21 protein-coding genes are annotated in these 26,102 nt (G+C 62.6%); 16 read left to right on the plus strand and 5 right to left on the minus strand.

From position 1 onward, the window contains the following. Together B0E42_RS25240 and B0E42_RS31215 are read right to left on the minus strand one after the other, a co-directional pair. Window positions 1–2,347: retention module-containing protein (locus B0E42_RS25240; RefSeq protein ID WP_139353220.1), on the minus strand; the 2,347-nt coding region annotated here is incomplete at its 3' end. A 216-nt stretch (window positions 2,348–2,563) separates the two neighbouring features. Continuing rightward, a complete protein-coding gene (locus B0E42_RS31215; protein ID WP_018613208.1) occupies window positions 2,564–2,707 on the minus strand; it encodes a hypothetical protein in 144 nt (47 codons plus the stop codon). Here B0E42_RS31215 and B0E42_RS25245 point away from each other — a divergent pair. The 7 genes from B0E42_RS25245 (at window position 2,706) to B0E42_RS25275 (ending at window position 11,751) form a co-directional block, all read left to right on the plus strand. Further along, the gene (locus tag B0E42_RS25245) at window positions 2,706–4,055 is read left to right on the plus strand and encodes a TolC family outer membrane protein (RefSeq protein ID WP_018613206.1); all 1,350 of its coding nucleotides are present in this window, start codon (window positions 2,706–2,708) and stop codon (window positions 4,053–4,055) included. The two genes, B0E42_RS31215 and B0E42_RS25245, sit on opposite strands and share 2 nt — an antisense overlap. 36 nt (window positions 4,056–4,091) lie before the next feature. Beyond that, on the plus strand, window positions 4,092–6,248 hold the full coding sequence (locus B0E42_RS25250; RefSeq protein WP_053185163.1) for a type I secretion system permease/ATPase: 2,157 nt from the start codon (window positions 4,092–4,094) through the stop codon (window positions 6,246–6,248). Further along, a complete protein-coding gene (locus tag B0E42_RS25255) occupies window positions 6,238–7,605 on the plus strand; it encodes an HlyD family type I secretion periplasmic adaptor subunit (RefSeq protein ID WP_018613202.1) in 1,368 nt (455 codons plus the stop codon). Before B0E42_RS25250 ends, B0E42_RS25255 begins: the two co-directional genes overlap by 11 nt. A gap of 306 nt (window positions 7,606–7,911) precedes the next feature. Next, window positions 7,912–8,814, plus strand: coding sequence for a TauD/TfdA family dioxygenase (locus B0E42_RS25260; RefSeq protein ID WP_077508137.1), 903 nt, complete (start codon window positions 7,912–7,914; stop codon window positions 8,812–8,814). Between the two features lie 37 nt (window positions 8,815–8,851). After that, window positions 8,852–9,877 carry an ABC transporter substrate-binding protein gene (locus B0E42_RS25265; RefSeq protein ID WP_077508140.1) on the plus strand — a complete coding sequence of 342 codons (1,026 nt, stop codon included), beginning with the start codon at window positions 8,852–8,854 and terminating at the stop codon, window positions 9,875–9,877. 5 nt (window positions 9,878–9,882) lie between these two features. After that, a complete protein-coding gene (locus B0E42_RS25270; protein ID WP_077508143.1) occupies window positions 9,883–10,743 on the plus strand; it encodes an ABC transporter ATP-binding protein in 861 nt (286 codons plus the stop codon). 141 nt (window positions 10,744–10,884) lie between these two features. Then, on the plus strand, window positions 10,885–11,751 hold the full coding sequence (locus B0E42_RS25275) for an ABC transporter permease (protein ID WP_046065221.1): 867 nt from the start codon (window positions 10,885–10,887) through the stop codon (window positions 11,749–11,751). A 168-nt stretch (window positions 11,752–11,919) separates the two neighbouring features. On the opposite strand, the gene B0E42_RS25280 is transcribed toward B0E42_RS25275, so the two are convergent. Continuing rightward, complete coding sequence (locus B0E42_RS25280) at window positions 11,920–12,288, minus strand: DUF6124 family protein (protein WP_077508146.1); 369 nt, start codon at window positions 12,286–12,288, stop codon at window positions 11,920–11,922. A gap of 644 nt (window positions 12,289–12,932) precedes the next feature. Between B0E42_RS25280 and B0E42_RS25285 the strand changes: the two genes are divergently transcribed. The 7 genes from B0E42_RS25285 (at window position 12,933) to B0E42_RS25315 (ending at window position 22,254) form a co-directional block, all read left to right on the plus strand. Continuing rightward, window positions 12,933–13,421 carry a cell division protein gene (locus B0E42_RS25285; RefSeq protein ID WP_077508149.1) on the plus strand — a complete coding sequence of 163 codons (489 nt, stop codon included), beginning with the start codon at window positions 12,933–12,935 and terminating at the stop codon, window positions 13,419–13,421. Further along, on the plus strand, window positions 13,414–14,856 hold the full coding sequence (locus tag B0E42_RS25290) for a TIGR01777 family oxidoreductase (RefSeq protein ID WP_077508151.1): 1,443 nt from the start codon (window positions 13,414–13,416) through the stop codon (window positions 14,854–14,856). Before B0E42_RS25285 ends, B0E42_RS25290 begins: the two co-directional genes overlap by 8 nt. Before the next feature lie 9 nt (window positions 14,857–14,865). Continuing rightward, window positions 14,866–17,301, plus strand: coding sequence for an alpha/beta fold hydrolase (locus tag B0E42_RS25295; RefSeq protein WP_053177567.1), 2,436 nt, complete (start codon window positions 14,866–14,868; stop codon window positions 17,299–17,301). Window positions 17,302–17,562: 261 nt separating this feature from the next. Beyond that, window positions 17,563–18,339 carry an efflux RND transporter periplasmic adaptor subunit gene (locus B0E42_RS25300; RefSeq protein ID WP_018613184.1) on the plus strand — a complete coding sequence of 259 codons (777 nt, stop codon included), beginning with the start codon at window positions 17,563–17,565 and terminating at the stop codon, window positions 18,337–18,339. Continuing rightward, the gene (locus B0E42_RS25305; protein ID WP_053177569.1) at window positions 18,336–19,655 is read left to right on the plus strand and encodes an efflux RND transporter periplasmic adaptor subunit; all 1,320 of its coding nucleotides are present in this window, start codon (window positions 18,336–18,338) and stop codon (window positions 19,653–19,655) included. Before B0E42_RS25300 ends, B0E42_RS25305 begins: the two co-directional genes overlap by 4 nt. 1 nt (window position 19,656) lies before the next feature. Next, the gene (locus B0E42_RS25310; protein WP_077508154.1) at window positions 19,657–21,753 is read left to right on the plus strand and encodes a biotin/lipoyl-binding protein; all 2,097 of its coding nucleotides are present in this window, start codon (window positions 19,657–19,659) and stop codon (window positions 21,751–21,753) included. 9 nt (window positions 21,754–21,762) lie between these two features. Next, on the plus strand, window positions 21,763–22,254 hold the full coding sequence (locus B0E42_RS25315) for a GNAT family N-acetyltransferase (RefSeq protein ID WP_018613178.1): 492 nt from the start codon (window positions 21,763–21,765) through the stop codon (window positions 22,252–22,254). A 176-nt stretch (window positions 22,255–22,430) separates the two neighbouring features. On the opposite strand, the gene B0E42_RS25320 is transcribed toward B0E42_RS25315, so the two are convergent. Together B0E42_RS25320 and B0E42_RS25325 are read right to left on the minus strand one after the other, a co-directional pair. Continuing rightward, window positions 22,431–22,742: a hypothetical protein gene (locus B0E42_RS25320; RefSeq protein ID WP_018613176.1), complete on the minus strand. Its 312-nt coding sequence runs from the start codon at window positions 22,740–22,742 to the stop codon at window positions 22,431–22,433. 46 nt (window positions 22,743–22,788) lie between these two features. Further along, window positions 22,789–23,376, minus strand: a complete 588-nt coding sequence (locus B0E42_RS25325; RefSeq protein ID WP_018613174.1) for a phage tail protein — start codon at window positions 23,374–23,376, stop codon at window positions 22,789–22,791. 304 nt (window positions 23,377–23,680) lie between these two features. On the opposite strand from B0E42_RS25325, the gene B0E42_RS25330 reads away from it, so the two are divergent. Next, the gene (locus tag B0E42_RS25330) at window positions 23,681–24,526 is read left to right on the plus strand and encodes a sulfotransferase (RefSeq protein WP_033062911.1); all 846 of its coding nucleotides are present in this window, start codon (window positions 23,681–23,683) and stop codon (window positions 24,524–24,526) included. 52 nt (window positions 24,527–24,578) lie between these two features. Then, the coding region (locus B0E42_RS25335; protein ID WP_139353221.1) for a DUF4347 domain-containing protein at window positions 24,579–26,102 on the plus strand (1,524 nt) is incomplete at its 3' end.

Here is a 26,102-nt window from a genome sequence, read left to right on the forward strand (position 1 = left end):
TTGCGGTCAGGCTGACAGTCGAGGTGTCGATGGTGTCGGTAACGTCAGTCACCGCCGGGGTAGTGCTCGGAACCAGGTTCTCGAAGTTACCGCCAGTCGCTTGATCGATGCTGACTTCGACTTTGCCCGCGTCTTTGTAGACGTCGTCTGTTGGCGCATCGACCGTCACGGTGCCGGTGGTAGCACCGGCGGCGATGTTGATGACCGCGCCGTTGCTCAGGGTCACGGTCACTGGCGAGCCAGCGGCGTTGGTCAGGGTAGCGGTGTAGACGATTGAGCCGCCTTCGGCCACTTCGGTAGACGCGGACAGGCTCAGGCCAGTGGTGTCCACCGAATCGGTAATCGTGGTGACCGCAGGCGTAGTGCTCGGCACCAGATTCTCAAAGTTGCCACCCGTCGCACCCGTGATGGTGGTGCTGACAGTGCTGCCGTTGTTATAGACGTCATTAGCCGGTGTCTCGACGTTGACGGTGCCAGTAGTCTGTCCGGCGGCGATGTTGATCACCGCGCCGTTGCTCAAGGTCACGGTCACCGGCGTCTGGGCCGGGTTGGTCAGCGTCGCGGTGTAGGTGATCTGACCACCTTCGGTGATGGTTTCGCTGGCGCTCAGTGTCAGGCCGGTGGTGTCGGTCGAATCGGTAATCGTAGTAACGGCAGGTGCGGTGCTCGGCACCAGATTCTCAAAGTTGCCACCCGTCGCGCCGGTAATCGTAGTACTGACGGTGCTGCCGTTGTTGTAGACGTCGTTGGCTGGCGTCTCGACGTTAACGGTGCCGGTAGTCTGGCCAGCAGCGATGGTGATGACCGAGCCGTTGCTCAAGGTCACCGTCACCGGAGTTTGGGCCGGGTTGGTCAGCGTCGCGGTGTAAACAATCGAACCGCCTTCGGTGATGGTGTTGCTGGCCGTCAGGGTCAGGCCAGTGGTATCCGCCGAATCAGTAATCGTGGTGACCGCAGGCGCAGTGCTCGGGACCAGGTTTTCGAAGTTACCGCCGGTTGCGCCGGTAATCGTAGTACTGACGGTGCTGCCATTGTTGTAGACGTCGTTGGCTGGCGTCTCGACGTTAACGGTGCCAGTAGTCTGGCCGGCAGCGATGGTGATGACCGAGCCGTTGCTCAAGGTCACCGTCACCGGCGTCTGAGCCGGGTTGGTCAGCGTCGCGGTGTAAACAATCGAACCGCCTTCGGTGATGGTGTTGCTGGCTGTCAGAGTCAGGCCAGTGGTGTCCGCCGAATCAGTAATCGTGGTAACCGCAGGCGCAGTGCTCGGCACCAGGTTTTCGAAGTTGCCGCCCGTCGCACCAGTAATGGTGGTGCTGACCGTACTGCCGTTGTTGTAGACGTCATTGGCCGGCGTCTCGACATTGACGGTGCCGGTAGTCTGGCCGGCGGCGATGGTGATGACCGAGCCATTGCTCAAGGTCACGGTCACCGGCGTCTGGGCCGGGTTGGTCAGGGTGGCGGTGTAGGTGATCTGGCCGCCTTCGGTGACGGTATTGCTCGCGCTCAGGGTGACGGTGGTGGTGTCGATGGTGTCGGTGATCTGGGTCACGGCCGGCGTGGTGGGTACGGTCACGGCAATGCCAGTGCCACCGGTGGTGCCAGTGACGGTCACACTGATCTGGCTCGGGTCGTTGTAGACCGTGTCATTCGGCGCGAGTGGAACGTTGACGCTGCCGGTCAGCTGACCAGCCGGGATCACGATGACCGCGCCGTTGGACAAGGTCACGGTCAGGTTGGTCTGCGGGGCCTGGGTCACGGTCGCGGTGTAGACCAACACGCCGCCGGCCTCGGTCAGGGTCGGCGTGGCGCTCAGGGTCATCGTCGCATTGAGCACGGCGTTGGCGGTCGTATCGGCCGTGGTATCGCCACCCAGGATGTTGTCATCGGTGGCGGCCGCCGCAGCGAGGCCTTCCGTTGGGAAACCGATGGTAGGGTCGACGCTACCAGCGGTGGCATCCAGCACCACAAAACTGTGGCCGCCACCGGCGGCACCACCCGTGCCCGCGGCAGTGGCGCCGGCGGCGGTGGCTTCCAGGGCGGTCGTCGGGTCGACGCCCGCGGCGATGGCTTGCTGCAACTCTTCTACCGACGGCGCGGCCTGGGCAGTGGCTTGTGCCAGGTCGGTGGAAGAGTCCGGGGCATTGGCGCTCCACTGGGTGTCGCGACCCAGGTCCAGGGTGCGGCCATCGGCCAGATCCAATGTGACGGCGCCGGACGGGCCAGTGTCCAACTGGTCGCCCGTGTACAGGCGATCACCTTCAATGAGTACGCGTCGGATGCCTTCTGGGGATACGACGAAAACCTGACCAACAATGCTTTTGACAACGGCAATAACACTGCTCATTGAAGACTCTCCGGGTGCCACGCTCAGTAGACTTCCATGGACCCGGCAGCTTGTAGGCAGCAGCGGTCTGGACGTACATGTTCACAAAGTAAGGTTATTTGACGCTTCCGTATGTCAATATTTTGGCTGTTTTTTTTCAATTATTTTGTTTGTGCCAAACTATTGACCTTCTGCCGGCCATCCTAAACAATTGCCGAGGTAATGTCACATTGATATTTAAGCGGCGACCTGTTCTTTCAGTGCGTGTTCCAGCTCCTGTTTTGAACTTTCCGACATACGGTCATTCCGGTTGCCATCATCCGATGCAGCGCCACGTTTCGCTGTGATCCAAGACAAGTGTTTCAGGAAGAAATCCACCATGCGTCTGCACCTGTTCAAGGCTTTACCCTTTGCCCTCGCCGCCAGTTTCGTACAAGCACAAACCTTGCCGCAGGCCATGCAACAGGCGCTGGATGTCCATCCTGAAATCCAGGCCGGCGTGAACAGCCGCTTCGCGGCGGATTACCAGCTCAAGGCGGCCAAGGGCGGCTACCTGCCTAGAGTGGACCTTGCAGCCGGATACGGCCGTGAAGGTACCGACAGCGTCACCACCCGGTCGGGCGGTACCAATCATTGGGAAACCCTGAACCGCAGCGAGTCGAGCCTGCGCCTGTCGCAAATGGTTTTTGACGGTTTTGCGACGTCCAGCGAAGTGGGGCGTCAACAAGCCACCGTCAATGCCCGTGCCTACTCGTTGCTGGACGCCTCCGAGCGTACCGGGTTGACGGTGGCGCAGGTCTACCTGGACGTGCTGACCCGTCGCGAGTTCGTGCGTCTGGCCGAGGAAAACCTCAAGAGCCACGAGCGCATCTTCGACCAGATCAAACTGCGCACTTCCCGTGGCGTGGGCAGTGGCGCTGACCTGGACCAGGCCGAAGCGCGCATGGCTCAGGCCCGCAATAACCTGATCACCGAACAAACCAACCTGGCCGATGCCGAGACCAACTACCTCAGCGCCGTCGGCCAACTGCCCGATCAACTGGAGCGTCCTGCCGATTTTCTGGCGTTGCTGCCGGCCAACCTGACCGAAGCCCGCGCCCAGATGCTGGAGAACAGCCCGGTGCTGCGTTCGGCCGAAGCCGACATCGCTGCGTCCGAGCAACAGTACGAAGCTGCCAAGTCGAGCTTCTACCCACGCTTCGACGCCGAGCTGGGCCGCACCGCCGACAACGACCTGGACGGCCAGAACGGCCATAACAATGAATGGCAAGCCATGCTGCGCATGCGTTTCAACCTGTATGCCGGCGGCAGCAACAAGGCGGACCTGGAATCCAAGTCGTACCTGTCCAACCAGGCCCTGGATATCCGCAACAACGCGCTGCGCCAGCTCAATGAAGAGCTGGGCCTGGCCTGGAACGCCTTGAACAACGCCAACGCCCAAGTGCCGATCGCCCAGCAATACGTAGACCGCAGCGCCAATGTGCGCACCGCCTACCAGAAGCAGTTCAGCCTCGGCGAGCGGACCCTGCTCGACTTGCTCGACAGCGAAAACGAGCTGTTCAGCGCTTCCCGACGCCTGGCGGAAATCAAGAACGTGCAATTGTTCACCCAATACCGTATCAAGGCAACCATGGGCCAACTGTTGAAAAGCCAGGGTGTGGTCGCACCGTTGGCATCGGTTGTGCAGAGCGACGTGAAACCCAAGGTCCAGTTGCCTGGGATGAATTGAGTTTACCACCCGTTTTAATCAGTCAGAGTGTCGAGCGTGGAATCAGAAGTCAGTCCAGTTGAACTCGTTCATGATCCGCGCACGCTGCACGACGACCCGCTGCTGGACGGCTTGTTGGCGCTCTGCATGCTGCATCAGAAGCCGGCCAGTGCGGCAATGCTCACCACCGGCCTGCCGCTGCCCAAGCAACGGCTGAGCGTCGAATTATTGTCGCGCGCGGCGGCCCGCGCCGGGCTGCAAGGCCGGGTGCTGCAACGCAAGCTCGAGCAAATCCCGACCATCGCCATGCCGGCGCTGTTGCTGCTCAAGGACGGCCGCAGCGCCGTGCTGCTGGGCTGGGTCGGCGATGACCAGGCGCGGCTGCTGCTCAGCGAAAGCGAGGGTGGTGAAGTCACGGTCAGTCGTGAGCTGCTGGCCGATGACTACAGCGGCAAGGTGTTCTTTGCCCAGCCGCAGCATAAATTTGACGTGAACCACGGCACGCTGATTCCCCGGGCGCGTTCGTGGTTTCGCGACACCCTCAAGCGGTCCCGCTGGTTGTATGCCGATGCTATCGCGGCAAGCCTGCTGATCAACATCATTGCCATGGCCGCGCCGCTGTTCGTGATGAACGTCTACGACCGCGTGGTGCCGAACCAGGCCGAAGCGACCCTGTGGGTGCTGGCTGTCGGCATCACTGGCGCCTATGTGTTCGACCTGATCCTGAAGATGCTGCGCAGCCTGTGCCTGGACCTGGCCGGCAAGAAAACCGACCTGATCATTTCGGCGACGCTGTTTGAGCGCATCGTCGGCATGGCCATGAAATACCGCCCGGCGCGGGTCGGCAGCTTTGCCCAGAACATCCATGAATTCCAGAGCCTGCGGGACTTCCTCGCCTCGCTGACCCTCACCAGCCTGATCGACCTGCCGTTCACCTTGCTGATCTTCGCGGTCATCGCGATCCTAGGCGGCCACCTGGTGTGGATTCCAGTGCTGGCGTTCCCGATTGCCCTGCTGATCGGTTATGCGCTGCAGAAGCCTTTGGTGGCGACCATGGAGCGAACCATGGCCTTGGGCGCCGAGCGCCAATCCAGCCTGATCGAAACCCTGTCCGGCCTGGACGCGGTGAAGGTCAACAATGCCGAGAGCGAGCGCCAGTACCAGTGGGAACAGACCATTGGCACCCTCAGCCGTCTCGAACTGCGAGTGAAGATGCTGTCCGGCCTGGCGATGAACATCACCTTGCTGATCCAGCAATTGGCCGGGGTGATCATGATCGTCTTCGGCGTGTACCAGATCATCGCTGGTAACTTGAGCATGGGCGGGCTGATCGCCTGCTACATGCTCAGCGGTCGCGCCCTCAGCCCATTGGCGTCGTTGTCGGGTTTGCTGACCCGCTACCAGCAGGCGCGGGTGACCATGACCTCGGTCGACCAGATGATGGAGCTGCCCCAGGAGCGTAATTTCGACGAGCGCCCGCTGAGCCGCAAGGTCTTGCAGGGCGCCATTGAATGCCGCCAGTTGAATTTCACTTACCCGAACCAGCAGAACGCCGCGCTGAAGAACATCAACCTGGTGATCAAGCCGGGCGAGAAAATCGGCATCATTGGCCGCAGCGGCTCGGGCAAGAGTTCCCTGGCCAAGTTGCTGGTGGGGCTTTACCAACCCGACGATGGTGCCTTGCTGGTGGACGGCGTGGACATCCGCCAGATCGACGTCAGCGAGCTGCGCTACAACATTGGCTACGTGCCCCAGGACATCCAACTGCTGGCCGGTACGTTGCGCGACAACCTGACTTCCGGCGCCCGGTACGTCGAAGATGAGTTGGTGCTCCAGGCCGCAGAACTGGCAGGCGTGCATGAGTTTGCCCGCCTGCACCCGCAAGGCTATGAACTGCAAGTCGGTGAGCGCGGACAGAACCTGTCCGGTGGTCAGCGCCAGAACGTCGCCCTGGCCCGCGCGCTGCTGCTCAACCCGCCCATCCTGTTGCTGGACGAACCCACCAGCGCCATGGACAACACCGGTGAAGAACGCTTGAAACAGCGCCTGGCCGCCGTGGTGGAAAACAAGACCGTGCTGCTGGTGACGCACCGGGCATCCCTGCTGTCGCTGGTGGATCGCCTGCTGGTGATCGACCGTGGACAGATCCTCGCCGATGGCCCGAAAGCCGCTGTCATGGAAGCGTTGAAGAAGGGGCAGATCAGTGTTGCTTAAAACCGGCTTAAAGGGCGCTGTGGGTCGCTATTTCAAAGGTTCCGACTCGCTGCACGGCCAACCGCTGCCCGAGGTCAACAAGGCGCTGATCGAGGACGCTCCCCGGGTGGTGCGTTTGACGATCTGGGGCATCATCGGTTTCTTTGTGTTCCTGATGTTGTGGGCCAACTTCGCCGTGATCGACGAAGTGACCAAGGGCGACGGCAAGGCGATTCCCTCGTCCAAGATCCAGAAAATCCAGAACCTGGAAGGCGGCATCGTTGCTGAGCTGTTCGTCACGGAAGGGCAGATCGTCGACGCCGGCGCGCCGTTGATTCGCCTGGACGACACCCGGTTTGTCTCCAACGTCGGCGAAACCGAGGCTGACCGCCAGTCCATGCTGTTGCGGGTCGAGCGCTTGAGTGCCGAGGTCGATGACCGGCCGCTGAATTTCCCGGCCGACGTGCTCAAGGCTGTGCCGGGCCAGGCCGCCAGCGAGGAGTCGCTGTACATCAGCCGCCGCCAGCAGTTGCACGATGAAATCGGCGGCTTGCAGGAGCAGTTGATCCAGCGCCAGCAGGAACTGCGCGAATTCGTCTCCAAGCAGGCGCAGTACCGCTCCGGCCTGGCGCTGCAACGCCAGGAAATCAACATGTCCGAGCCGCTGGTGGCCCAGGGTGCGGTATCGCCGGTGGAAGTGTTGCGGCTCAAGCGCGCCGAAGTCGAGACCCGTGGGCAACTGGACGCCACGACGCTGGCGATTCCTCGTGCAGAATCGGCGATCAAGGAAGTGCAGCGCAAGATCGACGAAACCCGCGGCAAGTTCCGCAGCGAAGCCCTGACCCAGCTCAACGAAGCTCGCACCGACTTGAACAAGGCCCAGGCCACCGGCAAAGCCCTGGAAGACCGGGTGAGCCGGACCCTGGTGACGTCGCCTGTGCGCGGCATCGTCAACAAGTTGCTGGTGAACACCATAGGCGGCGTGATCCAGCCCGGCAGTGACCTGGTGGAAATCGTGCCGCTGGACGACACCATCCTGGTGGAAGCGAAAATCCGTCCCCAGGACATCGCCTTCCTGCACCCCGGCCAGGACGCCACGGTGAAGTTCACCGCGTACGACTACACCATCTACGGCGGGATGAAAGCCAAGCTGGAACAGATCGGCGCCGACACCATCACCGATGAAGACAAGAAAACCACCTACTACATCATCAAGCTGCGCACCGAACGCAGCCATCTGGGCACGCCTGAAAAGCCCTTGCTGATCATCCCAGGGATGGTGGCGTCTGTGGACATCATCACCGGCAAGAAAACCGTGCTCAGCTACCTGCTCAAACCCATCATCAAGGCCCGGTCCGAGGCGTTGCACGAGCGCTAGTACCCTGGTTGATCATTCCCATGTGTGGGAGCAAAGCTTGCTCGCGAAACAGGCACCTCGGTCCCTGAAGGATCGCGTTGCCTTCATCGCGGGCAAGCCTTGCTCCCACAGCGGTGCAGTGCCAAATTCCGGGTCATATCGTTATTCGCTAACGGTATTTAAATTCTGCTGCTTATATCCTTAAACTCATCCCCCTGCGTACCTGCCGACCAATCGGCGCGCCGCACGACATAAACCAACACGGTAGCGCCGTGAGTTTTGATCGATTGCGCGCCTGTTCAAGCGCGCCGTGCGTGGGAGTGATGTATGCCAGCCGTCTCTTATTCTCCAGATTCACCTATCGCGAACATTGCCCCGCAGTCGTTCGACATCCGCCCGTTCCGCGATGCCGTAGGCGCCGAAATCGTCGGGCTGGACCTGTCCCGACCGATCAACGACCAGGATTTCGCCCGCATCCACCGCGTACACCTGGACTATCACGTCGTGGTGTTCCGCGACCAACGCATCACCCCTGAACAACAGATCGCCTTCAGCCGCCGTTTTGGCGTGCTGCAGATCCATGTGCTCAAGCAGTTCCTGTTGGCCGGGCATCCGGAAATCCTCATCGTCTCCAACATCATCGAAAACGGCCAATCCATCGGCCTCGGCGATGCCGGCAAATTCTGGCATTCGGACCTTTCCTATAAAGAACTGCCCAGCCTCGGCTCGATGCTCCACGCCCAGGAGCTGCCGAGCGAAGGCGGCGACACGTTGTTTGCCGACATGCACAAAGCCTGGGACGCTCTGCCCGAAGCGCTGCGTAAAGCCGTGGAAGGCCGTTCGGCGGCGCATTCCTACACCGCGCGCTACAGCGAAACCAAATTCGAAGGCAACTGGCGCCCGACGCTCACGCCGGAGCAACTGGCCCAGGTCGCCGAAGTGGTGCATCCGATCGTGCGCACCCACCCGGAAACCGGGCGCAAGGCGTTGTTCGTCAGCGAAGGGTTCACCACCCGCATCGTCGGTCTGCCGGAAGACGAAAGCACAGCGCTGCTGGCCGAGCTGTATGCCCACAGCGTGCTGCCGCAGAACATCTATCGCCATCAATGGCAGCCCCATGACCTGGTGTTCTGGGACAACCGCTCGCTGATTCACCTGGCCGCCGGTTGCCCGAGTCATCTGCGCCGCAAGCTGTACCGCACCACCATCCAGGGCGACGCCCCTTTCTGATCGGCTGCGCCTTGCGCAAAGAGCCCGGAGAATCACCATGTCCAAACGCATTGCTTTTGCACCGCTGGCCGCCGCCATCGGCCTGGGGTTCAGTTTGCTGGCCGGCAGCCTGGTCGCGCCGACCAGCGCCCACGCTGAGGGCGAGATTCGTATCGCCGAACAGTTCGGCATTGTTTACTTGCTGCTCAACGTGGTCCGTGATCAACAATTGATCGAGAAGCATGGCAAGGAGGAAGGCATCGACATCAAGGTCGACTGGACCCAACTGTCGGGCGGCGCGGCGGTCAACGATGCGTTGCTGTCGGGCTCCATCGACATTGCCGGGGCCGGCGTCGGGCCGTTGTTGACGGTCTGGGACCGCACCCGTGGCAAGCAGAACGTCAAGGCCGTGGCCTCCCTGGGCAACTTCCCTTATTACCTGTTGAGCAACAACCCGAAGGTCAAGACCATCGCCGACTTCACCGAGCAGGACCGCATCGCGGTGCCGGCGGTGGGCGTTTCGGTACAGTCGCGCTTCCTGCAATACGCCGCCGCGAAACAGTGGGGCGACAAGGACTTCAATCGCCTCGACAAGTACACCCTGGCGGTTCCGCATCCAGACGCCACGGCCGCGCTGATTGCCGGCGGCACCGAGTTGACCGGGCACTTTTCCAACCCGCCGTTCCAGGACCAGGCCCTGCAAAACCCCAACGTCCACGTGGTGCTCAACTCCTATGACGTGCTCGGGCCGAATTCGCCCACGGTGCTGTTCGCCACCGAGAAATTCCGCGATGAAAACCCGAAAACCTACAAGGCCTTCGTCGAGGCGCTGACCGAAGCGGCCGAATTCGCACAGAAGGACAAAGGCGCGGCGGCGGACACCTATCTGCGGGTGACCAAGGCCAAGATCGACCGGGCGACGTTGCTGAAGATCATCGACAACCCGCAGATCGAATTCACCGTCAGCCCGAAAAACACCTACCCGCTGGCCGAATTCCTCTACCGCGTCGGCGCCATCAAGAACAAGCCGGCGTCGTGGGAAGACTATTTCTTCCAGGACGCCAAACCGCTGCAGGGGAGCTGATTGTCATGAACGCGCTTTTGCAAGGCCACGCGGCCAGCAACCCCACCTCCACTGGCACGGCGTTGTTGTCGGTGGATAACGTCAGCCTGGAATACCGCACCCCGCAGCGGGTGGTGCGGGCCACCCACCAGGTCAGTTTCGAAGTCGACCCGGCGGACCGTTTCGTATTGCTCGGCCCATCGGGTTGCGGCAAGTCCACCTTGCTCAAGGCCATTGGCGGCTTCATCACGCCGTGCGAAGGCGTGATTCGCCTGCAAGGCCAGACTGTCAGCGCACCGGGACCGGATCGGATCGTGGTGTTCCAGGAGTTCGATCAACTGCCGCCCTGGAAAACCGTCAAGCAGAACGTGATGTTCGCGCTGCTGGCATCCGGTACGCTCAAGCGCCGCGAGGCCGAGGAGCGGGCACTGCACTACCTCGACAAAGTCGGCCTGGCGGCGTTTGCCGATGCCTACCCACACACCTTGTCCGGTGGGATGAAGGCCCGCGTCGCGATTGCCCGAGCGCTGGCGATGCAGCCGAAAATCCTGCTGATGGACGAACCCTTCGCTGCCCTCGATGCCCTGACCCGACGCAAGATGCAGGAAGAATTGCTGCTGCTCTGGGAGGAGGTGCGTTTCACGTTGCTGTTCGTCACCCACTCCATCGAAGAAGCGTTGGTGGTGGGCAATCGCATCCTGCTGCTGTCACCGCACCCAGGAAGGGTACGGGCGGAAATCCACAGCCATCAATACGATCTGCACAGCCTCGGCGGCGTGGGGTTCCAGCACACGGCGCGGCGGATTCATCGGTTGCTGTTCGATGAAAACCAGTCGCCGGACACCGAGCGTGAGCTGGATTTCACCGATATCCGCATCGCCCACTGACCCTGTAGGAGCTGTCGAGTGCAACGAGGCTGCGATCTTTTGATCTTTCGTCCGAGACTCAAGCGTCAGGGGAAAGATCGCAGCCTCGCTTCGCTCGGCAGCTCCTACGGGGCGGTGCCAGGATTTGAAAAGAGAGTGTTTATGAGCCAGTTATCGCCTGCGCGCGAAGAATACGAAGTCCAATTACAACCCTTGACCCATGTGCCACTGGAGCGCGAGTTGCCCTTGGGCCAGCGCCTCTGGCAACAGGGTTGGCTGCGCAAAAGCCTGATCCTGTTGCTGCTGGCGCTGGTGTGGGAGGGCGTGGCCCGATACCAGAACAATGACTTGCTGCTGCCGAGTTTCCTGCAGACCGCCAGCGCGTTGTACGACGGTTTGCTCAGCGGCGAGCTGCTGGGCAAGGTGTGGATTTCCCTGGTGGTGCTGCTCAAGGGCTATTTGCTGGGGATCGTCCTGGCGTTTGGCTTGACCACGCTGGCCGTGTCGACCCAGTTCGGTCGCGACTTGCTCAGCACCCTGACGTCGATGTTCAACCCGTTGCCGGCCATCGCCCTGTTGCCGTTGGCGCTGCTGTGGTTCGGCCTGGGGCAGAACAGCCTGATTTTCGTGCTGGTGCATTCGGTGCTGTGGGCGCTGGCGTTGAACATGTATGCGGGGTTTCTCGGCGTGTCGGAAACGCTGCGCATGGCCGGGCGCAACTACGGGCTCAAGGGCCTGCGTTTTGTGCTGTTCATCCTGATCCCGGCGGCGCTGCCGTCGATCCTCGCCGGGCTGAAAATCGGCTGGGCCTTCGCCTGGCGCACCCTGATCGCCGCCGAACTGGTGTTCGGCGCCACCAGCGGCAAGGGCGGCCTGGGCTGGTACATTTTCCAGAACCGCAACGAGCTGTACACCGACAAGGTCTTTGCCGGGTTAGCGGTGGTGATCCTGATCGGGTTGCTGGTGGAGAACCTGGTGTTCGACAGTTTGGAACGGGTGACGGTGAAGCGCTGGGGGATGCAGCGGTGATTAAGTAATACTCCCTTGCCCAGGTTTTGGGTTGTCTGGGCTGACGCCTTCGCGAGCAAGCCCGCTCCCACACTGGATTTGTGTTGAACCGAAATACTGAAATCAACACCGATCAACTGTGGGAGCGGGCTTGCTCGCGAAAGCGGTTTTCAATTCACCGCAGGCCTGTCAGCCCGCCGCTTGAACCTCCAGCCGATCCATCGCCCTTTCCACCAACAGATGCACCCCATCGGCCATCCGGCTGATCGCCAGGATGACGCTGCGGCGCGAACCGTCGACATCATCGGCCAGGTCGGCGGCGATGGCGCTGATGGACAGCAGGTCTTCGGAGGCATTGGCCAACAGGGTTTCGGTGTCGATGTCCGGGGCGACCATGAAGAGTTGGGCGGTTTGGGTTTTTCCCGAGGCTTCATCGGCAGGTTTGGGGTTGAGGTAGTAGTCGAGGGCGCGCTCGGCGGCTTCGTCGAGTTTTTTGGTTTTTGAGGACTTGTCGGAGTTGCCAGGGCTTCCTGGCGGATTCGGAGTTACCTTGAACATGTTTTGGCTTCCTATTCAATCAGAGCCGCCCTAGCTCGCTTGCACGCGATATAAGGGTGGCAGCTATGTGAGGGTGTGCAAGACCGAGTAGGAACCACCAAAAAAACCTCGGCAGACCCGAAGGTCTCCCCACACACAGCCGCCATAAAACACGGGCACGAATGCTCATTAAATGGCTGGTGGCATTATTTGGCGTTCTTTTACCCGGACTTGCACGTCCGTGTCACCGTTTTTTCAGTGACAAACCCAGACTAGCGGTGAGCCCAAAGGCGGACAAGTTCACCAACATCGCCGCAACTTGAAGGAAATCTCCTAGGACGTTGCTGTACGCAAGCAGCACACCAAACCTGTGGCGAGGGGATTTAGCGAAACGTCGCACCGCCCCGCTGGGCTGCGAAGCAGCCCCCAAATGGGCTGAAGACCAACAACCTGACACACCGAGGTGACTGGCTTTAGGGCTGCTGCGCAGCCCAGCGGGGCGGTGCGACGTTTCGCTAAATCCCCTCGCCACAACGGTGTTCGGCTTGGGTTTCAAGTGCTCCAGACGACTGATTTTATTTCTCGCTGCCCGGGCCATTAGCCAAGTAAAGCCCCTCCCATTTCCTTTAGACTGGCCGCCCTCAAGCAAGCCTTCAGGACATGGAATGCCAACCCCTCACAGCCCCTTTCGCAAAGCCCTGGTCGTTTGGTTATATGCCGCCGCTCTGATGCATCTGTTCGCTGGCGTCACGCTGACCTGGGCCGGTCATTCGGGCTTGCTCGACGGTTATCTGCAGAACATCGAGCAGGCTTTCTGGGGCGTCAATGTCGTGCCCGCCACGGCCCGCGCGCAACAAGTCTGGTGGCTGGCCTTGTTCGGCGCCACATTGCAGAGCTATGGGCTGTACATGCTCGCCCTGGTCCATATCGGCAATCGATTGAAACGCGCCATGCCTTGGGGATGGTTAATCGCCGGCATTCTGCTCTGGGCACCCCAGGACATGCTGATTTCCGCCCAGGCCCAAGTCTGGTCGCACCTGTGGCTCGACAGTCTCGCGCTGCTGCTATTACTGCCGCCGCTGTTCTGGCTCTATCGCCACGACCGCCGCACCTCCCTGACTGACAACGCGTCGAGTGATTCAAACCATGCCTGACTTTTCACTGCTGGACTGGGCCATCACCCTGCTGATTGCCCAAGCGATCCTCGGTGCGCTGGATACCCTGTATCACCACGAACTCACCGTCGCCTTGCCCTATCGCCACAGTGCGCGGCTGGAGCTGTCCATTCACGCCTTGCGCTCGTGCTTTTACGGGATCCTGTTCCTGGGCATGGCGCATCTGGCCTTCGAAGGCACCTGGGCGATCGTCATCGCGCTGCTGTTCGCACTGGAGATCGGCCTGACGCTCTGGGACTTCGTGGTCGAGGACCGTAGCCGCAAGCTGCCCGCCATCGAGCGCATCATGCACACGGTGCTGGCGGTCAACGGCGGGGCCTTCTTCGCGCTGTACGGCGTGCAACTGGCGCAGTGGGCGAGTTTGCCCACCGGCCTGAGCGCGATCGACCTCGGCTGGCGCGGTTGGCTGCTGACCTTGTTCGCCATCGGGGTTACGGCCTCGGGGATTCGCGACGGCTTGGCGGCCTTGCGCATGCAGCGCGCGGGAAAGCCCGCCAATCCGTTTGCCGGTGGTGCCTACAAGCGCGTGCTGGTGACCGGGGGCACCGGGTTTATCGGCGAGACGCTGGTCAATCAATTGCTCGACGCCGGGCACACAGTCAGCGTGCTGGCTCGCGATCCATTGAAAGCGGCCTATCTGTTTGATGGCCGCGCCCGTTGCCTGCGCTCGCTGGGCAAGCTGGGTCATGACGAAACCTTCGATGTGGTGATCAACCTGGCGGGCGCGCCGGTCGCCGGTCCGCGCTGGAGCCCTGCGCGCCAGGCGCAACTCATCGCCAGCCGGGTCAATACCACTGAAGCTTTGATGACCTGGTTGAAAAACGCCCGGCACAAACCGACGTTGTGGATACAGGCCTCGGCCGTCGGTTTTTATGGCGTGCGTGACGCCAGCGAAAGCCTCGATGAAAGTGCCGCCCAGGGCGACGGTTTCATGGCTGAACTCTGTGTGCGTTGGGAAGCCTCGGCTCGGCCTGCCACGGAGTTGGGCGTGCGCCAGGTGGTGATGCGCCTGGGCGTGGTGTTTGGTCCGGGCGGTGCGTTGTTGCCGTTGCTGATTCCATTTCGCCTGGGGTTTGGCGGGCGGATGGGTGACGGTCGGCAAATCATGAGTTGGGTGCATCGCGACGACGTGATCCAGGTGATCGCCCGGGCCTTCGATGACGAAAGCCTGAGCGGCACCTACAACCTGGTGGCGCCAGAAACGGTCAGTCAGGCGCTGTTCGCCGAAAGCGTTGGCAAGGTGCTCAAGCGCCCGGTGTGGTTCCACATTCCCGCCGCGCCAGTGCGTGCCTTGGCAGGCGAAATGGCCCAGTTGTTTTTCGACGGCCAACGTGTGCTGCCAAGTCGTCTCGTCGAGGCGGGCTATACGTTCCGTTACCCGACGCTTGATGCTGCCCTGCGCGACCTGGCCTGAGGAGCGCCCATGAGCAAGCCCCGGATGTACCTGCTGGCCGGCAACGGCAGCGCCGCCGATTGGTGGGACGACGCGTTGCCGCACTTTCAACACCACAATGTGGTGCCGCTGGAGCTGCCTGGCTTTGGCAGCAACCCTCAGGCTCCCTGCGAAGACCTGGCGGCCTACGCCCAGGCATTGCTGGCGGCAACGGACAAGGGCAGCGCGATCATGGCGGTCGGGGTCAACGCCTTGCTGGTGCTGCACGCCTTGCAACGTCAGCCGGGGCACTTTTGTCGCAGTGTGTTGTTGGCGCCGGTGGGTGCGTTTTTGTGGCAACGACGGCTGCCGGCGTTGATGTCGCCGCTGCCGATTCGCAAGACCATTCACTGGCTGCTGGCGAACAAACCGACGCTGTTTGCCCACAAGTTTTCCAGCCAGGCCTGGACGCCCGCGCAGTACCAGCGCATGGGCGCCGGCTATGCCCGCTGCCGCGCCTTTGTGCCGCACTGGGACTTGGTGCGTGCCGACACCGCCTTGCCATTGCTGGAGTGGATCACCGACCCGGTCGAACTGGTGTGGGGCGATCAGGACAAGGTACTGGGCGTCGCGCAGGCGGCGGCCTGGTCGGCCATTCTTGCCCGTGCCGATTTGACCATCAGCGTGAAGCCCGGCTGGGGTCACTACCCGTGGATCGACTCACCCGCTGAGTTCGCGGCGTGGCTGGAGTCCGGCGAGCGTGGCTTCGTCGCGCATACCAAGGGCGGCCGCTTGCGTCTGGCGGCGTTGGCTGGGCAGCCGGTGCCTGCGGCGCTGTCGCTCAACGATTGCGCTGACCCGCGCTTGCCAAACTTTCTGAAGAGCCAGCCGGACGCTATCTGGGCCGTGCGTTCCTCCAGTTACGGGGAGGATCAGGCCGATGCGGCCAATGCCGGCTTGAGCACCACGTTCCTGCGCGAGCCGACGCATAACGTGCCGGCGCGCATTGCCGAGTTGAGTGGGGCAGGTGTCGAGGAAGTGGTGGTTCAGCGCTTCATCACACCACGGCTGTCCGGCATCGCATTCGTGCGTCATCTGTCAGTCGAGTTGGAGTGGGTCGAAGGCCATCTGGAGTCGTTGGCCGATGGCAAGGTGAGCCCCGAGCGGGCGATCATTTCCCGTCTTGGCGCGGCGTGGAACAGCGATGCATTCAAGCCTGCCCATGGCCTGACCGCCGAAGCACTGTGGCGGTTTCTCCAAGGTGTATTGCGGGTCTTTCACTACGTGCCCGGCGATGTTGAATGGGCTTGGGACGGTTCCCAGCTGTGGCTGCTGCAATACCGGCCGATCAGCGACTACGGCTGGCGCCGCCACCTGACCGCCGCCAACATCGCCGAGATCCTGCCGCCGCAACCCAGCGTGTTGGTGGAGTACGCTCAGCGCCGCGCGGCGGCGAGCATTCCGGCGATCATGGCGCGTTGGGATTCGCGGGTGCTGCAGGACAACGAGCCTTTCACGGCGGTGTTCGGCGGCGCTTCGTATATCAACAATGATTTGTTTCTCGCCCGGCTGGTCGACTGGGGCATCAGCGCCAGCAGCTACGCCGGCGAGGTCGGCGGCGCGACTCCGCACCTGCCTTGGCGGCCGCTGCGCCTGCTGCGTTCGCTGCCGTTGTTCCTGGGCATGCAACGCATCGCCCGCGGGCATTTGCTGACGCTGGAAAACGGCTTGCGACGTTTTGATCGAGAGCTGCACGAACTGACCGCACAAGGCGCAGACGGCCAGCAACTGGCCGACTGGTTTACCCGTTTCTACGTGTTCGTGGTGCAAGGCAACCTGTGCATCGCCAGTGCCTTGGCCAGCAGTGGCGGCGACTGGCTGGGCCGGCCACCAACCGCCTATGACAACCTTGAACACAGCCCTCATCGCCTGCCGTGGGAGACCGATCCGGCCACGCCCCGCCCGGCGCCGACTGCGCTGCCATTGCAGGTCTTTCCCCAATGGCCGTTGGCGATTCGCCTGGCTCACGGGGCCTGCCTGCCGGGGTTGCGCGGTTACTACTTGCAGGTGCGCGAATGGTATCGCGACAACCTGATGCGGATCTTCTTCCGCCTGCATCACGCCATGCAGGCGGAGGACCGGGCGCATTGGTTCGCGCCGCACCCGGACATCCGCACCCGCGATGGCAGCTTCTGGCAGGACGGTCGTGAAGGCACCGAGCAGGCGAGTGGGTTCTTGATCTACCCAGGGCAGGCTCAAGGTATTTTGGGCGAGGACATCCTGCTGGAAGACACCCTGGACCCTGGCCGCCATGCCCACTACCAAAGCGCCCGCGCCGTGATCGCACGCATGGGCGGACGCTTGTCCCACGGCTCGACGTTGCTGCGTGAATTGCGCAAGCCTTCGGCGGTATTGCCTCAGGTGGATGTGGGTTGGTTGGGACGTGAGGTGGTGTATTGCGATGGGGAGTTGAGGTTGGTGGAGTAGGCTGCGCGATGTCTGCCAACCACATAACCTGTGGCGAGGGGATTTATCCCCGTTGGGCTGCGCAGCAGGCCTAAATGGTTAAAGACCAACAGCCTGATACACCGAGATGACTGTTTTCAGGGCCGCTTCGCGCCCCAGCGGGGATAAATCCCCTCGCCACAGGGTGTGTATGACCACCATATTTCTCACCTCACACCGCTACTCCCTTGACGCCCCCCACCGCTGTCGTAGACTCCGCCCATCCGTCAGGGAGTAACGGTCATGCGACGTTTGAGCAGTTGGGTTGTGGGATTGGCCTTCATAACGTGCGGGGTCCAGGCGCAAACGTCGGCTTCCGACGATCCGTTGCTTGAGAGCAATGCTTCGGCCAGTGCGTCTGGCAACGAGGCGCGAGGGGTGCTTCGGGCGCGGGATCAGGCGGTGCTGGCCAGCGAGTTGGCCGGGCGTATCGTCGAGTTGCCGTTCAGTGAGGGCGAGTCGTTCAAGAAGGGCGACACCCTGGCGCGTTTCGATTGCTCGGCCTATCAGGCCCAGCTCAATGCGGCCCAGGCGGCCAGCCGTGGGGCCGGTGAAGAACTGGCGCATAACCGGCAATTGGCAGCATTGAAATCCGTCGGGCGTTTCGAGGTGTCGCGGGCCGAGGCCCGGCTCAGCGAGGCCCAGGCGCAGTCCCAGGTGTATCAGGTCCAGGTCAAGCGCTGCAGCGTGATCGCACCCTTCGACGGGCAAGTGGTGGCGCGCAAGGTCCAGCGTTATGAAAGCGTCGCAGCCGGCGCGCCGTTGCTGGATGTGGTCGACAACCGCACTCTGGAGATTCACCTGCTGGTGCCTTCACGCTGGATGGACAGGCTCAAGCCCGGCCAGCCCTTTACCTTTGTTCCCGATGAAACTGGCAAGCCGTTGCAAGCGACGGTCAAGCGCCTGGGTGCGCGCATCGACGAGGGCAGCCAGACCCTGCTGCTGGTGGCGAACGTGCCGGATGCCAGCGGCCTGCTGTCGGGCATGAGCGGCACGGCGCGTTTCGCGGAGCCCAAGTGAACGCGCCGATATCGGGCGGCGCCGAGCAGGTGTTTGCCCGCTTCCTCGACCTTGAACGCCAGACCCGGGCCGCACGAACGCCAGCGCAGTTGAGCTACAGCCTGGTCAACGACGGCCAGGCCTTGTTCGGGTTTCGCCACGCCGCATTGTTGATTGCCGGTAAGGTCCAGGCCGTGACTGGCGTCAGTACCGTGGAGCCGAATGCGCCGTTCGTGGCGTTTGTCGAGCAGGCGGTGGCACAGTTGTTCAAGCAAGGGGTGCTGAAGCAGGCCCGGGTGATTGCCGCCGATGGGGTGAGCGAGTCCATCCGGGCAGACTGGCGAAGCCTGTCGGCCGGGCAAGTGTTCTGGTTGCCGTTGATCGATCATCAGGGCCAGGTGTTCGGTGGTTTGTGGCTGGCCCGCGACCTGCCCTGGACCCCGCCCGAACAAGTGCTGCTGTCGCAACTGGGCGACACCTACAGCCATGCGTGGCTGGCGTTGCAACCGCGCAAGCCGTGGCGCCTGCGCTGGACGCGCAAGCGCCAGGTCGCCCTGGTGGCGGTGTTGCTGCTGGGCTTGCTGATCCCTGTGCGCCAGTCGGTGTTGGCCCCGGCCGAAGTGGTGCCGCTGGGCGGGCAGGTGGTGGCGGCGCCGTTGGATGGCGTCATCGCCGAGTTCCTGGTCAAGCCCAACCAGGCCGTCAAGAACGGCGACCTGCTGCTGCGTTTCGAAAGCACCAGCCTCAAGGCCCAGGCCGATGTGGCCGAGCGTGCGCTGGGCGTGGCCGAGGCGGAACTCAAGGCCAACTCCCAGCGCTCGTTTGCCGACGCGGAATCGAGTTCGAAGATTGACTTGCTGGCCGCCCGCGTCGAACAGAAACGCGCCGAGCGCAACTACGCCCTTGAGCTGCTCAAACGCAGCGAAGTCCGCGCCGAGCGGGACGGCATCGCGGTGTTTGCCGACGCCGAGCGTTGGCTCGGCAAGCCCGTGCAGACCGGCGAGCGGCTGATGGAAATCGCCGATCCGAACCAGGCCGAGTTGCGTATTGAGTTGGCGGTGGGCGACGCGATTGCCCTGGAGCCCGGTGCGCAAGTGGCGTTGTTTCTCGACAGCGACCCGTTGCAGCGGCACCTGGCCTGGCTCGAACGTTCGGCCTATGAAGCGCAGCCGACCGCCGCCGGGCAACTGGCGTATCGGTTGGATGCGCGTTTCGAGGCTCAAGCGCCGCGTATCGGCCTGCGAGGTACGGCGAAGGTCTTCGGCGACCGCGCGCCGCTGGCGTTGTACCTGCTGCGTCGACCACTGGCCGGCCTGCGCCAGAGCGTAGGCCTGTAGCATGGACCTGCCGAGCCTGCGGCCGGACCTGCAACTGTCCCCGGCGGCGCCGGACCCGGACGGTTCGCCGCAGTGGACCTTGGCCGATCCGGTGCGCGGGCGCTATTTCAAGCTGGGCGCGGCGGCGATGCGCATGTTGCGCCACTGGTCCCTGGGTGATCCGGAACAGGTGTTGCAGGCGGCGAACCGCGAGCCGGGCCTGCCGCTCAATGGCGAATCGCTGGAGCAGTTGCTGGGCTTCTTGCGCGGCCATGATCTGATCAGCGCGATGGACCCGCAACAGCGCGACAGCTATCTCTCCAAGACCGCCGCACAGCGCCAGAGCCTGTGGCAGATCCTGCTGCATCAATACCTGTTTTTTCGCATTCCGCTGTGGCGCCCGGACGCCTTTCTCAACCGGGCCTGGCCCTGGTTGGCGCGGTTTGGCCCCGGGATCCTGCGCTATGGCCTGCCGCTGACCCTGGGCGTCGGCATCTTCCTGGTGTCGCGGGACTGGCAGCGCTTCATCGCGACGTTTCCGCACCTGTTCAGCCTGGGCGGTGCGCTGGCGTTCGGGGCGGCATTGCTCTTCGCCAAGCTGTGCCACGAATTCGGCCATGCGTTCATGGCCAAGCGTGCCGGTTGTCGGGTGCAAAGCATGGGCGTGGCGTTCATGGTGCTGTTGCCGATGTTCTACACCGACGTCAGCGACGCCTGGCGGATCAATGATCGCCGCGCGCGGTTGCTGATCGGTGCCGGTGGGGTCCTGGCCGAGCTGTTGCTGGCGTGCATCGCGTTGCTGGCCTGGTCGCTGCTGCCCGACGGGCCGGCGCGCACCGCGGCGTTCATGCTGGCCAGCGCCACCTGGATCACCACGTTGATCATCAATCTGAACCCTTTCATGCGTTTCGACGGGTATTTCCTGCTCAGTGATTTCTGGGCGGTGGATAACCTTCAGGGGCGTGCGTTCGCCCTGTGCCGCTGGCGCCTGCGCGAAGCCTTGTTCGGTTACGGCGCGGCGGCGCCGGAACCCTGGTCGCCGAAGATGCGCCGGCGTTTGCTGGTGTGGGGTTATGGCTCCTGGCTGTGGCGGGCATTGTTGTTTTTCGGGATTGCCCTGGCGGTCTATCACCTGTTCTTCAAGGTGCTGGGCATTTTTCTGATGATGGTGGAATTGGCGTGGTTCATTTTTATGCCCATCGTGAATGAATGGCGGCAATGGTGGAGTCGCCGTGAGCAGGCCCATGGTGCTCGGGTGCTCCTGAGCGGCCTGGTATTGCTGGCGTTGCTGCTGGTGTTGCTGTTGCCCTGGCGCAGCGCGGTGGAAGTGCCGGCCATGCTCGAGGCCGGGCGCGCCAGTGCCTTGCACGCGCCAGTGGCGGCGCGGGTCAAGCAAGTGAATGTGCGCGACGGCCAGACCGTGGCCCAGGGCGATGTGTTGATTGAGTTGGAGTCGCCGGATATGGCGTCACGCCTGACGATTGTGCGTCGGGAAATCCAGATCCAGCAGTTGCAGATGCGTCGTCAGGCCGGGCGCAGCGAAACCGCCGCCGATGCCGGCATCATCGAACAACAACTGGCCGAAGCGGTGGCCGAGTACCGCGGCCTGGTCGCCCAGCGTGAACGCCTGTTGTTGCGTGCGCCCCATGCCGGCCAGGTACGCGACTTGTTGCCGCAACTGTCGGTAGGCCGCTGGTTGTCACCGACGCAGGCGCTGGCGCGGGTGGTGCAGACCGATTCGCGGCTGCGCGGGTACTTGACCGAAGCTGAGCTTTGGCGGGTCGAGCCGGGGGCCACGGGGCGGTTCATTGCTGACGATCCGATGCACACCTCGATTGCTGTGCAGTTGAATGAAATCGACACCAACGGCGTGGCCTGGGTCGAACAGCAAGCGTTGACGTCCGACCATCACGGGCCGATTGCGGTGCGCCGCGACTCGCAGCAACGGGCCGAGCCGGTGCAGGCGCAATACGGCGTGCGCCTGAGTGCGGTCGACGAGGCGTCGGCGCCGGTGCAACCGCTGCGCGGCGTGGCGGTGTTGCAGGGCAAGGGCGAGTCGGTGTTGGGAGCGGCCTGGCGTCGGTTGGCGGCGTTGGGTGTCAGGGAAAGCGGGTTCTAAGGAGCAAGCATGGATTCAGTGGCGGCAGAGGGATTGGTGGTGCGTCCATCGCGGGTCAGCGATGGGCCGTTCTTGCAGAGCCTGTACCAGGCGGCCCGACCGGACTTGCAATGGATCGATGGCGAGCCTGAGCAGGTGCAACAGGTGATTGCCCAGCAGTTCCAGGTGCAGGAGCAAGGGTTGGGCGAGAACTTCCCCAATGCCATGCATTACGTCGTGGAAAAACTCGGCACCGCCATCGGTGCCTTGAGCACGGATTTCGGCCCCAATGAGATCCGCGTGCTGTACCTGGCCTTCATCCCCCAGGCGCGTGGGCAGGGGTATGGTCGGACGGTGTTGCAAGGGGTGCAGAAAGCCGCGCAACAGATCCGTTGCCCGGTGGCGACCGTGGTCTGGGCCAGCAACCCCCACGCCCGTCGGCACTACCTGGCCCTGGGCTTCGAAGTACAAGAGCGCAACCCGGCGGCGGAGCGGTTGGTCTGGTATCCGAAAGGCGACTGAGCAAGTCTTGCAGGCACTATAAATTCCTGTGGGAGCGGGCTGTGTGGGAGCAAGGCTTGCCCGCGATGAAAACGCCGCGGTCTCTTGAGGACCGCAGTGCCTGGATCGCGAGCAAGCTTTGCTCCCACACAGCCCGCTCCGACAATAGGTTTGTTTTGAACTCAGGTTTTGTGTGATCAGTTAAACGCGATGTAGAAATACCCCAGCGCCGGATCCCGTCCCATGGGCGGTATCCGTGACACGAACACCCCTTCTATCTTGCCCAGCTCCGGCACCTCCAACCCGCAGAGGCCGTCCACGAACGCCGTGCTTTCCAGGCTGTTGAATTCCACGCTGAACGGCATGCGCTCGGTGTTCGGCATCTTGGCCCGAGGTGTTTCTTCGAGGGTTTCGAAGCGCACCGGCAGGCAACTGCCGTCGGGCAGGGTCAGGCGGCCGGTCTGGCCCAGCAGCGGTTGGAAATGGCGGCTATGAACCTGTTGCAGCATGTCGACACTCCAAAAGGCCGGAGGACCGCAGCCCTCCGGCAGCTCATCAGTTGCGGGATGGGAAGTAGCCTTGAAGGGCGATGCTGAAGTTGATGGCCAGGAACGGGTTCATGACCGCCATGGGCATGCTGTTGCCCGTGGCGGAAACCGAGCCGCTGACCGCGGTGGTCACGCCTTGCAGCGGCACTGGCGAAGCGCCTATCTGGTCGGAATAGATCGCTGCCGAGCCCGGCCCGGTGCCTGAGGTGCCGATGAACGAGTTGGTAGCCGTTGGCGTATTCACCGGGTTGCTGGCCGGGTTGGCCAACTGCAGGGTGGTCGAGGCGGTGATGCCGGTGAGGGTGTGGGTGTGGTTGGGTAGGTTGTTGAGCGTGGCGCTGACGTTTTCGGTGCCGGAGACTTCACCGATGACGCGCGGGGTCAGGCCCAGGCCATTGCCTTGGCCCAAGGGCAGGCGACCTTGCAGGTTGGGCAGCATGAAGGTGGTCTGGCCGTTGCCTCCGTACGTCACGCCGATCAGGGCGAACAAGGTCTGGTATTGAGAAAGGGAAAGCGTCTGACCGTTGCACAGGGCCCAATCCCTGGGTGCAAAGTTAAAGGCGAATGACTGGATAGTGCCGATGAATACTTCCATAGATTCCTCATCCCTTCAGATTGTTGGTATGGCATGCCGGCAGGGCTCGAGGGACGAGAAGTGCGATCAGCCCTACTCCTTAATCCCTGGCCTGGTCACGCACGGCTGAGCGTAGACCGGGATGTTTGATTCTGCCGAGCGAAGCAGGCGGAAAAATGTCGCGACACGGCTTAATCGATTCAGGTTCCCGAGCATCTCTACCGTCCATCTTTTTTATAGCTCGGGATGAATCTGATATCAAAGTACTACTAGGCGAAGGTTATTTCCTCGGCTACGCTTCGGCTACAAAGGGACTACAAACAAGGTGAATGGATTGCCGCAGTTTCACTTCATTTCCGGTTTACCGCGCTCAGGCTCGACCCTGCTTTCTGCCATCTTGTTGCAGAATCCGCGCTTTCACGCCGGCATGACCAGTCCCGTCGGCACGCTGTTCAGCAGCGTCCTGCAGCAATGCAGCGCTGGCAGCGAGTTCGGTTCGGTGATCGACACCGACCTGCGCCGCCGCCTTTTGCGCGGTCTCTTCGACTCCTACTACGCCGACAAATCCGACAAGCCGGTCATCTTCGATACAAACCGCCAGTGGTGTGCTCGCTTGCCTGCCCTGCAGGATCTGTTTCCCCAAGCCAAGACCATCGCCTGTGTGCGCAACGTCGCCTGGGTGCTCGACAGCCTGGAGCGGCTCTACCGCGCCAATCCGTTCGAAAACACCAAGCTGTTCAACGACGATGACGAGCGCAACACCGTCTACAGCCGCTGTGAAACCCTGGCCCAGCGCAACCGCCTGGTGGGGTTCGCCTGGACGGCGCTCAAAGAGGCTTACTACGGTGAGAACGCCGAGTCGCTGCTGATCGTTGATTACGATTTGTTGAGCCAGGCCCCGGAGCGGGTGATGCGCCTGGTGTACGACTTCATCGGCGAACCCTGGTTCGAACACGATTTCAATCACTTGACCTACGACGCACCGGCCTTCGACCAGGCCCTGGGCGTTGCCGGCCTGCACAAGGTCAAGCCCAAGGTCGCGCCGCAAGCCCGGCGGACCTTGCTGCCGCCGGATCTGTTTGAAAAGTATGCCGAGTTGTCGTTCTGGCGCGATGGGTCCGCAAGCGCCGCCAATGTCATTCGTATGAAAACCGACGCCGCCGTCAGCTGACTGCGGTTTTTTTCATTTGCGTGTTCAAGAAGTTCGAGTCCAGGTGATCGTCATGTGGTGGAGCAAAGGCAAATCGCGGGTAACCGAGGGCGCACAGGCCCTGGCATCGCCAATGATCATGTCCCTGGAGCCGCGAATGCTGTTCGACGGCGCGGTGGCGGCAACCGTGGCCGACGCCGCGCAACCGGACGCGCAGCCGACCGCTGATGCCGCGAAGGCGCCGACGGCCGACCAGCCTTCCGACAACCATGCGCCTCAAGGTCAGACTGACGCCACCGAGGCTGCCGTCCCAGGCAAGTCTGTGGTGTTCGTCGATTCCCGGGTCAAGGATGCCGCCAGCCTGCTCGAAGGCGTGGCGCCCGGTACCCAGGTGGTGCAACTGGATGCCACCAAAGACGGCTTGCAGCAGATTGCCGATTACCTGGACACCCATCAGGGCATCAGCTCGGTGCAGATCATCGCCCACGGTAACGCCGGTGACTTGTGGCTGGGCAACAGCTACCTGTCGGCGGACAACGTCCAGGCCCGCAGCGAAGTGCTGGCGCAGATCGGCCAGGACATGAACGCCGGCGGCGATATCCTGATCTATGGCTGCTACACCGGCGAAGGCGAGCGTGGCCTGAGTCTGGTCGATTCATTGGCGCAGTTGACCGGCCTCGACGTGGCGGCGTCCAACGACCGCACGGGCCTGGGCGGCGACTGGGACCTGGAAATCGCCACCGGCAACATCGAAAGCGCCAACGTGCTGTCGGCCAATGCCATGAGCGACTATCAATGGGGCCTGGCCACCTGGACCGCCACCAACAACCTCAATAGCGGCGTGGGCTCCCTGCGTGCAGCCCTGTTGTCCGCGTCGAGCGGCGACATCGTCACGTTCAATACCAGCATGACCGTCGCCCTGACCCAGGTGCTGGTGGTCGACAAAAACATCACCATCGATGGCGACCTCAATAACGACAACGTCGCCGACGTGACCCTCGACGGTCAGAACCGCACCCAGATCATGCAAGTGACGTCCGGCACCACGGCCACCCTCGATGGCCTGGTGATTACCCGGGGCATGGTGGCAGGCAACGGTGGTAACGGCGGCGACGATGCGCTGGTGTCCCAGGGCGGCGGCATCTACAACGCCGGCACCTTGACCCTGCGCAACGTCACGGTGACCGCGAACGCCGCCTCGGGCGGCGGTGGTGGCGGTGGTGTAACGCCGCAGTACGCCGGTGGCGGCGGCGGTGGCGGTGGCGCGCTCACTGGCGGTACCGGTGGCAAGGGCGGCGACACGCTCAACTCTACGGGCTCCAACGGCACGGCCGGACAAGGCGGCGCGGGCGGCGGCTTCTTCAACATTGGCGGGCGTGGCGGTTCCACCACGGGTGGCGCGGGCGGTGCGGCTTATCCGGGCTACAGCACCGGTTCGGCCGGCGGCACGGCCACCAGCGGAGGCTTGTCCATCGGCGGTGGCGGCGGCGGTGACGGGTATGACAATTTTGGCGGCGACGGCGGCGGTGCGGTGGGGGGTATCTACAACGATACCGGCGCGACCCTGCGGATCATCGGCAATTCGACCATTTCCAAC

The organism is Pseudomonas sp. A25(2017), assembly GCF_002001065.1.
GTDB lineage: Bacteria > Pseudomonadota > Gammaproteobacteria > Pseudomonadales > Pseudomonadaceae > Aquipseudomonas > Aquipseudomonas kilonensis.

Bases quoted from the DNA above. Each gene is read 5' to 3' on its own strand.
- B0E42_RS25245 (WP_018613206.1), top strand. From the start codon at position 2,706: ATGCGTCTGCACCTGTTCAAGGCTTTACCCTTTGCCCTCGCCGCCAGT.
- B0E42_RS31215 (WP_018613208.1), bottom strand. From the start codon at position 2,707: ATGGTGGATTTCTTCCTGAAACACTTGTCTTGGATCACAGCGAAACGT.
- B0E42_RS25260 (WP_077508137.1), top strand. From the start codon at position 7,912: ATGCCAGCCGTCTCTTATTCTCCAGATTCACCTATCGCGAACATTGCC.
- B0E42_RS25265 (WP_077508140.1), top strand. From the start codon at position 8,852: ATGTCCAAACGCATTGCTTTTGCACCGCTGGCCGCCGCCATCGGCCTG.
- B0E42_RS25270 (WP_077508143.1), top strand. From the start codon at position 9,883: ATGAACGCGCTTTTGCAAGGCCACGCGGCCAGCAACCCCACCTCCACT.
- B0E42_RS25275 (WP_046065221.1), top strand. From the start codon at position 10,885: ATGAGCCAGTTATCGCCTGCGCGCGAAGAATACGAAGTCCAATTACAA.
- B0E42_RS25280 (WP_077508146.1), bottom strand. From the start codon at position 12,288: ATGTTCAAGGTAACTCCGAATCCGCCAGGAAGCCCTGGCAACTCCGAC.
- B0E42_RS25285 (WP_077508149.1), top strand. From the start codon at position 12,933: ATGCCAACCCCTCACAGCCCCTTTCGCAAAGCCCTGGTCGTTTGGTTA.
- B0E42_RS25290 (WP_077508151.1), top strand. From the start codon at position 13,414: ATGCCTGACTTTTCACTGCTGGACTGGGCCATCACCCTGCTGATTGCC.
- B0E42_RS25295 (WP_053177567.1), top strand. From the start codon at position 14,866: ATGAGCAAGCCCCGGATGTACCTGCTGGCCGGCAACGGCAGCGCCGCC.
- B0E42_RS25300 (WP_018613184.1), top strand. From the start codon at position 17,563: ATGCGACGTTTGAGCAGTTGGGTTGTGGGATTGGCCTTCATAACGTGC.
- B0E42_RS25310 (WP_077508154.1), top strand. From the start codon at position 19,657: ATGGACCTGCCGAGCCTGCGGCCGGACCTGCAACTGTCCCCGGCGGCG.
- B0E42_RS25315 (WP_018613178.1), top strand. From the start codon at position 21,763: ATGGATTCAGTGGCGGCAGAGGGATTGGTGGTGCGTCCATCGCGGGTC.
- B0E42_RS25320 (WP_018613176.1), bottom strand. From the start codon at position 22,742: ATGCTGCAACAGGTTCATAGCCGCCATTTCCAACCGCTGCTGGGCCAG.
- B0E42_RS25325 (WP_018613174.1), bottom strand. From the start codon at position 23,376: ATGGAAGTATTCATCGGCACTATCCAGTCATTCGCCTTTAACTTTGCA.